Genomic DNA, 12,883 nt, shown 5'->3' with positions numbered 1-12,883 from the left:
AAGTAAATTGGCTGTATGCTAGTTTCATTGAGAACCATTGAAGCTAATTTGGTGGTGCTTGAGTCTTGTTGAATTTAGCTTCTCCCCAAAAGAGCTAATATTTTTGGCCGGTGACACTGTCATCGGCTATTTTTTTGCTTAAAATTGACAAAAAGTTAATAGGGATAAAAGCTTAACAAGAGGGAAAGATAAGGAAAATTACAGTAAGAACAGAGAGGCGGCATACACAGTCAAACTCGACCATGTACGCCAAAACAGGCAATATTATTCAGCGTTGTTCACCGCATCTAACTCATCGGTCAACCATTGCGGATGACACCATTCATTTAGAATAGCCAGCACTTTAGGCTTACCGGTTCCTTTGAGCGATGAGAAAGGCTCAACTTGTACCCAGTCACCAAACTCACTCAACGCCAGACGCACTTCATTTACGGTTTTCATCTTAGCGCTTTGAGCTAATTTGTCTGACTTGGTCAGCAAAGCTAACACAGGGATTTCACTGGCAACCGCCCACTCGATCATCTGCATATCGAGATCTTTTAGTGGATGACGTATATCCATCAAGACAACCACGCCACTTAAACAAGCGCGTTTTTGCAAATATTCACCCAATGCTTGCTGCCATTTATTTTTCAACGCAAGTGGGACTTGCGCAAAGCCATAACCAGGCAAGTCAACTAAACGACGCTGAGCATCTAACTCAAATACGTTAATTAGTTGAGTACGGCCCGGTGTTTTACTGGTTCTTGCTAAACTTTTTTGCTCAGTTAATGCATTGAGTGCACTAGACTTTCCAGCATTAGAGCGGCCAGCAAATGCAATCTCAACTCCAACATCGCCGGGCAGATATTGATCCAAATGTGCAATGTCAGGTGCACTGATTAAAAACTTTGCCCTACGAAAATCTATACGAGATTCAGTCACTATTTACTCCGAAATTTTTCTACGCAATACCATAATTTATGAAGAATTACTTACTTTCCCACGTTTTCGTGTAAAATATTACTCCGATCACATTAATCATATTTTACCACGCTTGCGGGTCACCCTAGTAAGCTCAGGATAATAATTTAACCAGAAGTTGGAACGCCATGAAAAAGCTAGCTCTTGCGCTGTCTGTTGTAATTGCCGCCATATCTTCACCTGCGATTGCTGAAGGTAATGCCGAAGCGGGAAAAACGAAAATCATTGTCTGTTCGGCCTGTCACGGTATGGACGGTAACAGTATGATCGATATGTACCCCAAAATTGCGGGCCAACACGCCACTTACCTCCAAAAGCAACTACATGATTTCCGTAGCGCAGCACAAACTGGCGGTAAAGATGGTCGTATGGATCCTATCATGAGTGGCATGGCAATGCCTCTAAGCGATCAGGATATTCTAGACATTACTGCATATTTTTCTAGCCAAGCAATCCAAGTGGCTGAAGCAAAAGATATCCCTGAGTTAGGCGCTAAACTTTACAAAGGTGGTGATGTTTCCCGTGGCATTACCGCTTGTATGGCATGTCATGGCCCAGATGGTAAAGGCGCTGAACTTGCAGGCTTCCCAACATTAGCTGGCCAACACGCCAACTACATTAAGATCCAGCTGACAAAATTTCGTGAAGCGGGTCGTCATAATGACCTGAACGGCATGATGCAAGATGTGGCTAAAAAGCTAAGCGATAGCGATATCGACGCACTATCTAAGTATCTTTCTAGCCTGAAGTAATCTTAGTCAGTTAAGAAAGGGGTGTATTATCACCCTTTTTTTACACCACCAAGTTTACGTTCACGTAAACTGCATAAGATTCATGCTTGACATAGATCACAGATTTGGGTTTAATAAGCCCCGTACCGAGATAAACCCATCTGTTTGTACAAAAAGATTAATAATAACTTGCAGGTTTCGGTATAATTAACATTCAAGATATAAGAATAAAGACACTCAATAACAATAATATACTTAAGACCACTCTCTAATAATAACAAGAGTCGTGATTTCCACTTGAAATCCAGGTCAGCACAATTTTGTAAGGGATGGCCGATAACGCCAATTTGCTTCTAGAAAAACGCCTTACACTCAGGGTAACTTGCCCCATCAGGACACAGTTTACATGATGTCAACTGTAGCAAAGGAAGCGATAAGCTTAGGATGCACTGGCTGGATGCTTGTTATCACTGGAAGGTACTTAAGTAACACGGATGGTTAACTAAACGTCAATGATGACGATGCTATACAATGATGTGTCGCGAGACCATCTACGGAAACTGTGGTCAGGATGGCGACAGAAAAAATAAAGTGTCTGGAAGACCGTTAACAAAAATAATGCAGGGAAAGCAGTAAAAAAAAGAAGGATACCGACCGGGAAAGTCGCATAGCAAGTATGGATACTTGGAATCAGGATAAGGTGCTAAAGCACCCTTTGTAAGGCGGCAGTTTAACTGCCGCCTTTTTTATTTTGTAACACACCCTAGTGTCTAAAATGTGCACTCGACCAATATAATTGGTACAATCAAAGCCTTAATAACCACTTCAGCAGACTCAATGCCCAGATGCCCTCTTTGTCATAACAGTCAGACACAACTCCTTCATCAAGATAAAAAGCGGAGTTTTTATGTTTGCAAGACATGTGAGTTAACCTTTGCGGATGCCAATAGCCATTTACCACCCGCGGCAGAGAAACAAAGATACGGTCGTTCACGCATAGCGTTGAAGCAAAAGCAGCTATCGCAATTTATTTTGCCGCTGTTAGCACAATTAGAGCAGCAACAAGCTGGCAGCTTATTAGGATTGAATTTTGGTCGCATACTCGATGATGAGAGCCTGACGACCATAGAAAATGCGGGCCACAAGTTAAATCAATATGATCCCTTTTTTGCCCCTAATCATGACGTGTTAAAGCTAGAATATGATTTTATCTGCTGTTATCGCGTTTTTGAGCATTTTCAGTACCCGATAAAAGAATGGGCCTTACTCTCGAGACTACTGCATCCTGGTGGTTGGCTAGCGATAAGTACACCGTTACTGACTGAATTAGATGGTTTTGCTAAGTGGCATTATAAGAACAACCTCACCCATGTGAGCTTTTACCAGCGACAAACCTTTGAGTACCTAGCAAACAATAGCGATTTTGAACTATTATTTGCCGCAAAGGATCTCGTTTTGATGCAAAAAACATCATAATCTGGTATAACACTCGGCCTAATTTCGCACCTTGTAGACAAGCTCAACCTTAGTCTGCAGGGCCATACGTTGTAAACAATTGAGAAGACCATGTCTCGTAGCAAGAAAACACGCAAGGGCGGCGAGAACAGCCCTAAGTTACAGCCAAGAGTGAAGAAGCAAGATCGCGCTGTAGCGACTGGCAAACGTAAAGATTCTGGCAATAAATCAGGCAGTCGTCATAACGAAAGCTTAATTTTAGCGCAAGCGCCGCAACAGCAGGCCGCTAAGAAAAAAGACCCGCGTCATGGCAGCAAAAAGCCTATTGCTTTAGCGATTCCTGCGGCAGTGGTAACAGATAAAGCCGCTCAGCCAAAAGTGAAACAAGCTAAGCTGACTGACGAGCAAAAACTGCTGAAATTGGAAGAAGATCCAAGATTAAATCAGCTATTAGATATGCTGGAAGAAGGCCGCGACCTCAACGATGATGACCAAAAATGGTTAGATCAACAGCTGAATAAGATTGAAGCCCTGATGGTTAAACTCGGCATTAGTGACGATATGGACGATGATGCACCTTCATCACCAGCTAAGTCTTTGTCTGACGATGAGTTGTTCGACAAGTTCGAATCAGGCGCTGACTTACTCAAAGATTATCAAGACAAGTTCTAACCTCTCAGTGCTAAGGCATAGGGAACTCAGTTTTTAGCTGTGCTCCTTATGCCATTCATATAAGGAGTCTCTGTGTCTACGGCTATCATTATTCTCGGTTTTATCATCATAGTAGCGCTAAGTAGCTACGCCACCTTCTTAATCCTAAAACTCAAGCAGCAAAAAAAGCGTCAGCAGGCCGAACAAGCCGAGCGTGAAGTCACGGCGAATGCAAAACGTGCCCAAGTTTTAGATGATATCCGCTATATCGCCACTGCCATGATTGAAGACCGCTGTGAGATCTCTGAAGGCGTGGTCAGAATTGGGCGATTATTTGAAATCCTATCATTAAGTGAGCGCGTGGCTCCTGATTATCCTTCATTATTCAAACACTTTGAGCTAATTAAAGATCATCCCATCATGGATGCTCGCCAAGCCTTGCCTAAGCAAGAAAGAATGAAGTTAGACTTGATCAGAATGAAGTCCGAAGCGGCATTAGAGCAAGGCATTAGTGATGATGCGAAAAAACTGGCGGATTACCAAGCCAAAGCGATGCATTAAACCTGCTCATTGTTATACCTCAAGACCACTTATGCTGTGGTTTTGGGGTCATCTCGATAAAACCCACTCCAATCTTTCCTTCCTTACTCCCGTGAGCCTGCGCACAAAACCGCCATATATCGACAGACAAGCGTACTTTTTTGATAGATATTGCGTAACTTCTAAAATGACAGACGTCATTTTTACAACCTAGATCAAGGTTATTTACTTAAGAACCTTGCATACTTCGCTTGTTGCTAATTTACCCACGGAGGACACGCCTTGAAGCAGCCCACTCAGATTAGCTGGGATCAGTCGATGATCGAAAAATATAACTACAGCGGTCCCCGTTATACCTCTTACCCAACGGCATTAGAGTTCGATGACACATTCACCGAACAAAACCTGCTGACGGCCATTGAAAATAGCAAAAGCGATAAACTGTCGCTGTATATTCATATCCCATTCTGCGCCAAGCTTTGTTATTACTGCGGCTGCAATAAAGTCATCACCCGCCACCAACATAAAGCCGATCAGTACATTGAATATTTAAGCCAAGAAATTATTAAACGTGCGCCCCTGTTCAAACATTACAGTGTGACCCAAATGCATTGGGGCGGCGGTACACCCACGTTCTTAAATCCTGAGCAGATTCTTAAACTTACGTCATTGATTAAAGCTAACTTTAACTTTGCGGAAGAAGGCGAATACTCGATTGAAGTCGATCCTCGCGAGATTGAGCTGTCAATGCTCGACACGTTGAAAGAAGCGGGCTTTAACCGGATATCCATCGGTGTACAAGATTTCAATAAAGAAGTGCAAATTGCCGTTAATCGCGAACAAGATGAGCAATTTATCTTCGACTTAATGGCTAAAGCGAAAGCCATGGGTTTTGTGTCAACCAACATAGATTTAATCTATGGTTTGCCACACCAAACGCCAGAAACCTTTGCCGTCACTATGCAGCGCGTTTTAGATTTATCGCCTGACCGTCTGTCGGTATTTAACTATGCTCACTTACCTGCGCGCTTTGCCGCTCAACGTAAGATCAAAGACGAGCATTTACCTTCGCCAAAACAAAAACTCGAAATGCTACACCAAACTATCGAGACCTTAACTGGCGCTGGTTACCAATATATCGGCATGGACCACTTTGCTAAACCCGATGACGAGTTAGCCAAGTTGCAGCGCGAAGGCAGACTGCACCGCAACTTCCAAGGTTATACCACCCAAGAAGAATGCGATTTGTTAGGTCTTGGCGTATCGTCTATCAGTCAGATTGGTGACTGCTATGCGCAAAACCAGAAAGATATCCGCCCTTACTATGAGGCCATAGATAAAGAAGGCCATGCTTTGTGGAAAGGTTGCAGCCTAAACCGTGACGATGAAATCCGCCGCGTAGTGATTAAACAGCTGATTTGCCACTTCGAACTGGATATGGCGAAAATTGATGAGAAACTGGGGATTAACTTCGAAACCTATTTCGCTGAAGATCTTAAGTTAATGCAGACATTTATCGATGATAAGTTAGTTGAAATCGTCGACAGACAGATCACTATCAGCCCTACTGGCCGTTTATTGATCCGCAATATCTGTATGTGCTTCGATCTTTACTATCGTCAAAAAGCGCGTCAGCAACAGTTCTCACGCGTGATCTAAAACGCTTATTGCTGCACTCGCAAACGCTCACAAAAAATCCGACTCTAAGTCGGATTTTTTATTTATAGCTATTTTTAGTAATAACTCAGAGCCTATGCCTTAGTTGCATACAGTGCTTTGCGCTCACTGTCTGATAAAAATGCCATTTCAACGCCGTTACGTTGCACCTGCGCTAACTCAGCATCGGTTAACTTAAGTTCAGATTTGGCGATACGATACTCATGATTAATATCGATAGCACTCACACCGGGATCATCGGTATTTAGGCTTATCAACACGCCTGCATCCATAAAGGTTCTGAATGGATGCTCAGCGTAAGAAGCCACAGTAGAAGTATGCAGGTTACTGGTTGGGCAAGATTCGATGCCAATACGGTGCTTAGCAAGATATTCCATCAGCTTAGGATCGTGAATCGCGTTCACCCCATGACCAATTCGCGTTGCGCCAAGTTCTTGAATCGCTTGCCACATACTTTGTGAACCCGCAGCTTCACCGGCGTGAGCGGTAATCGCCAGACCAGCATCACGAACACGTTTAAAGTGAACATTAAATAACTCGCCAGGGAAACCCAATTCATCACCGGCTAAGTCCATAGCCACGAGATGTTGTTTATGGGCGAGTAAGCCTTCAAGTTCTTGAGTACAAGCCGCTTGACCGAATGAACGCGACATAATGCCAATCAAATTGATCTTCACGTTATAGTCTTTTAAGCCCGCTTTAACGCCATCAACGACCGCCTCAACCACGCCTTCAATCGGTAACTTATGGTTCATCGCCATATAGTAAGGACTAAAACGTAACTCAGCGTAATCTAAGCCAGACAACGCCGCATCGGCGACATTTTCATAGGCGACGCGTTTAACCGCATCCAAATCTGCGAGTACGGCAACCATCCAATCGAGCTTCTTTAAGAAGGCGACTAAGCTAGTTTCTTTCCCCTGAATTTGCACAAAAGGTGCGAGCTTCTCTAAAGAATCGGCAGGTAGCGCAATGCCGTGTTGGTGTCCTAGTTCCCAAATGGTGTTCACTCGCACATTACCGTCTAGGTGACGATGCAGATCCACCAATGGAATCGATGTATCAATCATATTTAACCCCTATTTGAACTACCCAGCCAATGCTTTTGTTATTTGGTCGCGGGCGGACACTAAGTCTAACACGCATTTTCAGGGGCATTTATGCGCCAACCGCATTTAAATTCACATTCAGTCACAATTCTGCTTAATATCCATACAAGGAACTGCCGTATTCATCAGGCATAATGACTTCAATAACAACGAAAATATCAGAGATCTAACATGCATAAACTCTTAACCTCCAGTTTATTGATATGCGCATTAGGCGCCTGCAGTGCCACTCAAACCACAAAAAATAGCCAAACCCCATCGTCACAGGCAATATCAGCAGCACAATCGCAAGTTGAGCCAATCGCCCCAGCGCTGCAAGCGATTATCGACCAAAGCTGGCAATTACAACTCAGTGCGAGTCCTGAAATGGCTTACAGCATGGGCGTTGCCAGTGCCGTAGGAAAATTAGCGGATCTCTCGCCAGCCGCGCTCGCTAAGCTTAATCAAGGTCAAATCGCAGTACTCGCGCAGCTCAAAGCACTCGACCGCGGCAGCTTGAGTAAAGAAGATAAGATTAACGCTCAAATACTGGAAGATCAGATCCAAAATGATGTCGACCTATATCGTTTCAAGGATTATTACCTGCCCATTACCGCGGAAAGCGGCTTCCACGCTTATATCACGTCAATCGCACAGGGAAGATTCAACACCCTTGAGGATTACCGCAACTATATTGCCAAACTCAATGCACTCCCGACCTATTTCACCCAGCAAACCCACTGGCTAAAACAAGGATTAGCCGAGGGAATAACGCCACCTAAAGTGACACTCACTGGCTTTGAAGATAGTATCAGTGCTTATATCGTCCCTGTTGAAAAGAGCAGTTATTTCAAACCTTTTACTCAATATCCCAACTATTTCAGTGAGGCACAAAAAACTCAGCTGACCCAAGAAGGCCGCGCTTTAGTTGAGCAAACAGTTCTACCTCTGTACCAAAACTTTTATGATTTCATGACTAAAGAGTACATTCCCAATGCACGGGAAAATATCGCGGCCAGTAGCTTACCTAACGGCGTAGAATTTTATGAGAATAGGGTACGTTACTATACAACCTTGAATATGACATCGGCAGAAGTGCATGAACTGGGCTTAAAGGAAGTTAAGCGTATCCGCCAAGAGATGGAGCAAATCATCAAGTCTGTTGGCTTTAAAGGCAGCTTTGCCGACTTCTTACATTTCCTGCGGACCGATCCCAAGTTCTACACCACCAGTGCCGAGCAGTTACTCAAAGAAGCGGCATTTATTGCCAAAAAAGCCGATGCCATGCTACCTAAGTACTTCGGCAAACTCCCACGCCAACCCTATGGTATAGCACCAGTGCCCGCCGAAATTGCACCGAAATACACCACAGGACGATATTCAGGATCGAACAGCGATGATGAACCCGGTTACTACTGGGTCAACACTTATGCATTGGATAAGCGCCCACTCTACGAGCTAGAAGCCTTAACCTTGCACGAAGCCGTACCCGGTCATCATCTGCAAATTTCACTCAACTCTGAGCTAACCTCACTCCCCGATTTCCGTCGTTATGGCTATATCTCTGCCTTCGGTGAAGGCTGGGGTCTGTATTGCGAATACTTAGGTTTGGAGGCTGGCTTCTACCAAGATCCCTACAGTAACTTTGGCCGCTTAACCTATGAAATGTGGCGGGCGGCGCGTTTAGTCGTAGACACAGGCATGCATGCCCAAGGGTGGAGCCGTCAACAAGCCATCGACTTTATGGCCAGCAATACCGCGCTATCACTGCACAATGTCACGACCGAAATTGACCGTTATATTTCGTGGCCAGGACAAGCTTTGTCCTACAAGATTGGCGAGTTAACGATCAAGCGGTTACGCGCTAAAGCAGAACAGGAACTCGGCGACGAGTTTGATATTCGCGCCTTCCACGACGCTGTGCTCGAAAATGGCTCAGTGCCTATGTCGATCCTCGAACAGCAAATCAATGATTTTATTGAAGCTAAAAAGGCGACACGCTAAGTTAATCACGACCATGGGAGTCGTTATTTTCAGACTCCCATGGTTGTCTGTTACACTCTAGCAAACCATTCAAGCCAAATGATTTGCGACTGAGTATGAGCCAAGCCAAAGCGACATTTTCGACAGAACACGATTTAAATACCTCAGAACAGCAAGCCTTCTGGAAAAGCGTTGTTCAAGACACGCTGATCACAGCCGATGGAATCACGCTGGCCTATATGATGGTCACACATCCCCAAGCTCATACCGCAATCGTTCTCAGTAGTGGCCGAGTTGAATCCTATTTAAAGTACCAAGAATTAGTCTTCGACTTGTACCAACAGGGTTACTCAGTTTATGCCATAGATCATCGCGGCCAAGGGCTGTCGGATCGTATGACAATCAATCCGCACATGGGTCATGTGCGAAGGTTCAATGATTATATCGATGATTTTGCACTGTTTATGCAAAAGAAAGTGTTACCACAAAACGACAAACAGCTCATGCTACTTGGCCATTCAATGGGTGGCGCGATTGGCACTTTATATCTCAAACAACATCCCGATATTTTTACCGCAGCGGCATTTTCAGCGCCTATGTATGGCATCAAATTACCAATGCCAAAAGCATTCGTGCGCTGGTTAGCCAGTAAGCTCGATAACACTCTCAATGGCGGCGAACCTAACTATGTGCTTGGAGGGCAAAACTATAAGCCGGTTCCCTTCAAAGGGAATGAGTTAACCCATTGCCAAACTAGATACCAAGCCTATCGAGACTTGTATGATGCGGCGCCTAAGTTACAACTCGGTTCCCCCACTAACCGCTGGTTGACTGAATCTTTAGATGCGGCAGATACTTGCGTACTGGCAACAGCGCAAATTCGCACGCCGATCCTGATACTGCAAGCGAGTGAAGATAAGATTGTTGATAATGCGGCTCAGAATCTTGCGGTGAGCACTCATTGCCAATTGAAGGTGATAGCGGGGGCTGCCCATGAGATTTTTATGGAAAAAGACGCCTACCGAAATCAAGCCTTAAATTATGCCCTCGACTTCTTTAAACGCTACGCAGCAAAGGACGAGGACAAACAAGCTGGATAAAGTCTGCTTGATTTAGTGCTCGGCTGAATAAATAGCCCTGATAACCATCACAGCCAAATTCAACAAAGGCTTGATATTGTTGAGGCGATTCAACGCCTTTAGCCACAACATGCAAATTAAATTGCTGTGCAGAGACAATTAACGCCTTCACTCGTTGTGGCATTGTGGCTAATGAATCAATACAACTCATATCCAATTTAACCGCAACTAATGGCTGATTGGCTAAACAACTCAAAGCACTCGAGCCAGAACCGAAATGATCGAGGACGATACCTATCCCCGCATCAACCAACTTAGACACGCGCTCAGCCACAAACTGTGGTTGCATTAACAATGCGGCCTCATTGAGCTCGATACCCAGTTGATGGGCCGCAATGCCATGTTCCTTAACTAACGTAACCAATGCATCAACAAAATCTGCCTGACCAAATGAGAATGCACTGATATTAAGGGTTAAAGTCGGTAAACTCCGACCTTGAGTATGGGATGTCTGAATAAAATGACACGCACGTTTAGCGACCCAAAGATCAAGCTCAGCAATCATTCCACCCTGTTCGGCTAACGCTACAAACTCTGCAGGCGGAATAAACTCGCCATCGGCACGATACCAACGTGTAAGCACTTCGGCCGAGACCAGTTCACTGTGCGCATTCATTACAGGTTGGAACATTAACGTCATGCTATCTTGCTGTAATGCCGTCTGTAATTCTTGTTGTAACTGTTCATCACGGCTCTGACGTAAATCCATCTCAGCATGATAGAAAGCGCATCCCGCTTGCCCTGGTCGCTTAGCACTCAAGGTTGCTAGATCGGCGCGGCGCATCACTAAAGCAGGATCTAAGGTCTCTATGCTGTCGAGCAAACAAATCCCCACATTCGCGCTGAGTTCAAAGTGATGATGACCGTAATGGAATGGTCGAGCAATCACTTGCCTTAACTCACTCGCAAGCGCTAAAGCACGACGCGCAGCCACTGAAGCATCTATCGCTAAGTCTTTAGCCAGCAAAACAAAATCACCGGACTCTAATCGACCAGCGGTAATATTCTCAGTGAAATAACTCGATAGACGTGCAGCCACTTGCGTGAGTAAGCGCTCTAATTCGTGGGAGTTTAAAGTTGCTACCAAGCCTAATTTATCCACCTCAACGAGCAGCAATGCTCCCCATTGACCTGAACTATTACCTTGGGTTAAAAATTGCGACAGTCGTGCCATAAAGACTTCGGGTAACATCTTGCGACCAGTAACCGATTGATCCACAAGTTCATTAATCGCAGCATGGTTCTTGGCACTTTCAGATACATCCATATGAATGCCGATCATCCGAGTCGGACGTCCTTGAGGATCCCAATCAACCAACATGCCGCGATCCAGCACCCACACATAATGCCCCTCTCTATGTCGCAGGCGATGGACACTTTCAAATTCTTTACTCTTACCGCTAACGTACTCCTGCAAAGCATCGAGGACGATATCCCTATCATCGGGATGTAACCGCGTTTCCCAAGTCTGGAATACGCCCGCTAATTCATCCGGTGCATAACCGATCATCTCTTTCCAGCGATCAGAAAGAAAAACCTCACCCGTGCTGATATCCCAATCCCAAATACCGTTCCGCGAGCCTTCCACCGCAAACAGCCAGCGCAGTTCGCTGTCATTCAACTGTTTCACTGCACGGCTCAAGCGTTCATGTACCTGCTGCAAGCTCTCTTGCAATGATAAAACTTCTGATGAGCTCCAAGGGATCGATGTCGAAAAAGAAGAAGTCCCTACCTGTTTAGCGGCCTCACTTAATATTTGGAATGGGCGGATCAACAGGAAATAGAGAATTAAGGTAAAACCAATCAGTAATAATCCACCCAGCCCCCAAACCCGCATAAAACGTTGCTGTAACTTAGCGGAAGCTTCGGCAACTAAAGGCGCTAAATCGGCTTCAAGATAAATCAAGTCAACCGCACCACCATACTGAGGCACGACGGGATAATATGCTTGAATAGTTAAGCGTTCGAGGTTAATAAGAATTTGTGGCAGAAAAGCCTGAACCACAGCACTGTGACGGGCAGCATCATAACCATCAATGACTTGCATAGCATTGCTATCGCGCCAAACAGTATGGTTTGCAAAACGAATACGGCTATCAGCATCAACTAAAATATAAACCATAGTGCCCATATCGAGCGCAGCTAAGGAAACCTCCTGCTCAATCCGCTCCACATCCTGTAAAGCCTGCGCCGATTGAACCACATTTTGCATCCGAAACAACTGCTGCTTTATCAGTGTCGATTGTCGCTGCGCTAATTCAGCACGTACTTGTTCGCTTTCAAACAGGTACTCACCTATGACCAACACTAAATAAAGTGTCAGCATACACAGAGGGAGTAGAACCGCGAGCGAAAGCTTACGAAGCATAGGCAACAAACAGCCTTTAACAAAAATGTGAATAGTTTTGTATGCTAACGGGAAACTAACCACTAAGCAAAAGGACTTATCAAACTAAGCGAGATCTTCATGTAAATAATCAACTTAGAGTATAAAAGTCTGAAATAAAGGAAGGAAAAAACGTAAAGAACGTAAGCGTCCGGTGATCTACGTCTTGCCTAGATTAACCTGCCAAGGTAATAGGCTGTGGAGATCGCAGTCAGGGTAAGATAACTGCGTTAGGCAGTGTTCGATGTAATCGAACGGTATTAGGCCGTT

Annotated in this window: 10 protein-coding genes; 7 read left to right on the top strand and 3 right to left on the bottom strand. The window is 44.8% G+C overall.

Annotated features, from left to right (window positions below; all coding sequences use genetic code 11):
* Positions 1 to 264 precede the first annotated feature (264 nt).
* Positions 265 to 924 (bottom strand): ribosome biogenesis GTP-binding protein YihA/YsxC, encoded by a 660-nt coding sequence (yihA, locus tag K5Q99_RS20015; RefSeq protein ID WP_106648821.1) that lies wholly within the window; start codon positions 922 to 924, stop codon positions 265 to 267.
* A 167-nt stretch (positions 925 to 1,091) separates the two neighbouring features.
* Between yihA and K5Q99_RS20010 the strand changes: the two genes are divergently transcribed.
* From K5Q99_RS20010 to hemN, 5 genes are all read left to right on the top strand, one after another.
* Positions 1,092 to 1,715 carry a c-type cytochrome gene (locus K5Q99_RS20010; RefSeq protein WP_220777912.1) on the top strand — a complete coding sequence of 208 codons (624 nt, stop codon included), beginning with the start codon at positions 1,092 to 1,094 and terminating at the stop codon, positions 1,713 to 1,715.
* Positions 1,716 to 2,531: 816 nt separating this feature from the next.
* A complete protein-coding gene (locus tag K5Q99_RS20005; protein WP_220777911.1) occupies positions 2,532 to 3,170 on the top strand; it encodes a class I SAM-dependent methyltransferase in 639 nt (212 codons plus the stop codon).
* 90 nt (positions 3,171 to 3,260) lie between these two features.
* A complete protein-coding gene (yihI, locus tag K5Q99_RS20000; protein ID WP_106648817.1) occupies positions 3,261 to 3,821 on the top strand; it encodes a Der GTPase-activating protein YihI in 561 nt (186 codons plus the stop codon).
* A gap of 72 nt (positions 3,822 to 3,893) precedes the next feature.
* Positions 3,894 to 4,361 carry a DUF2489 domain-containing protein gene (locus K5Q99_RS19995; protein WP_006079358.1) on the top strand — a complete coding sequence of 156 codons (468 nt, stop codon included), beginning with the start codon at positions 3,894 to 3,896 and terminating at the stop codon, positions 4,359 to 4,361.
* 261 nt (positions 4,362 to 4,622) lie between these two features.
* Complete coding sequence (gene hemN / locus K5Q99_RS19990) at positions 4,623 to 5,999, top strand: oxygen-independent coproporphyrinogen III oxidase (protein WP_006084752.1); 1,377 nt, start codon at positions 4,623 to 4,625, stop codon at positions 5,997 to 5,999.
* Between the two features lie 92 nt (positions 6,000 to 6,091).
* On the opposite strand, the gene add is transcribed toward hemN, so the two are convergent.
* Positions 6,092 to 7,087, bottom strand: a complete 996-nt coding sequence (gene add, locus K5Q99_RS19985) for an adenosine deaminase (RefSeq protein ID WP_220777910.1) — start codon at positions 7,085 to 7,087, stop codon at positions 6,092 to 6,094.
* Between the two features lie 210 nt (positions 7,088 to 7,297).
* Here add and K5Q99_RS19980 point away from each other — a divergent pair, with 210 nt between their 5' ends.
* Together K5Q99_RS19980 and K5Q99_RS19975 are read left to right on the top strand one after the other, a co-directional pair.
* Positions 7,298 to 9,109, top strand: a complete 1,812-nt coding sequence (locus K5Q99_RS19980) for a DUF885 domain-containing protein (RefSeq protein ID WP_220777909.1) — start codon at positions 7,298 to 7,300, stop codon at positions 9,107 to 9,109.
* Between the two features lie 95 nt (positions 9,110 to 9,204).
* The gene (locus K5Q99_RS19975; RefSeq protein WP_220777908.1) at positions 9,205 to 10,188 is read left to right on the top strand and encodes an alpha/beta fold hydrolase; all 984 of its coding nucleotides are present in this window, start codon (positions 9,205 to 9,207) and stop codon (positions 10,186 to 10,188) included.
* On the opposite strand, the gene K5Q99_RS19970 is transcribed toward K5Q99_RS19975, so the two are convergent.
* Complete coding sequence (locus K5Q99_RS19970; protein WP_220777907.1) at positions 10,145 to 12,595, bottom strand: GGDEF domain-containing phosphodiesterase; 2,451 nt, start codon at positions 12,593 to 12,595, stop codon at positions 10,145 to 10,147. The two genes, K5Q99_RS19975 and K5Q99_RS19970, sit on opposite strands and share 44 nt — an antisense overlap.
* Positions 12,596 to 12,883 lie beyond the last annotated feature (288 nt).

Origin of the sequence: Shewanella hafniensis (genome assembly GCF_019655335.1) — a bacterium.
Lineage (GTDB): Bacteria > Pseudomonadota > Gammaproteobacteria > Enterobacterales > Shewanellaceae > Shewanella > Shewanella hafniensis.
This window is presented reverse-complemented; position numbering and strand designations above follow the sequence as displayed.

Coding starts and splice junctions, on each gene's coding strand:
- K5Q99_RS19980 (WP_220777909.1), top strand. CDS start 7,298: ATGCATAAACTCTTAACCTCCAGTTTATTGATATGCGCATTAGGCGCC.
- K5Q99_RS20005 (WP_220777911.1), top strand. CDS start 2,532: ATGCCCAGATGCCCTCTTTGTCATAACAGTCAGACACAACTCCTTCAT.
- add (WP_220777910.1), bottom strand. CDS start 7,087: ATGATTGATACATCGATTCCATTGGTGGATCTGCATCGTCACCTAGAC.
- K5Q99_RS19975 (WP_220777908.1), top strand. CDS start 9,205: ATGAGCCAAGCCAAAGCGACATTTTCGACAGAACACGATTTAAATACC.
- K5Q99_RS19970 (WP_220777907.1), bottom strand. CDS start 12,595: ATGCTTCGTAAGCTTTCGCTCGCGGTTCTACTCCCTCTGTGTATGCTG.
- yihI (WP_106648817.1), top strand. CDS start 3,261: ATGTCTCGTAGCAAGAAAACACGCAAGGGCGGCGAGAACAGCCCTAAG.
- K5Q99_RS20010 (WP_220777912.1), top strand. CDS start 1,092: ATGAAAAAGCTAGCTCTTGCGCTGTCTGTTGTAATTGCCGCCATATCT.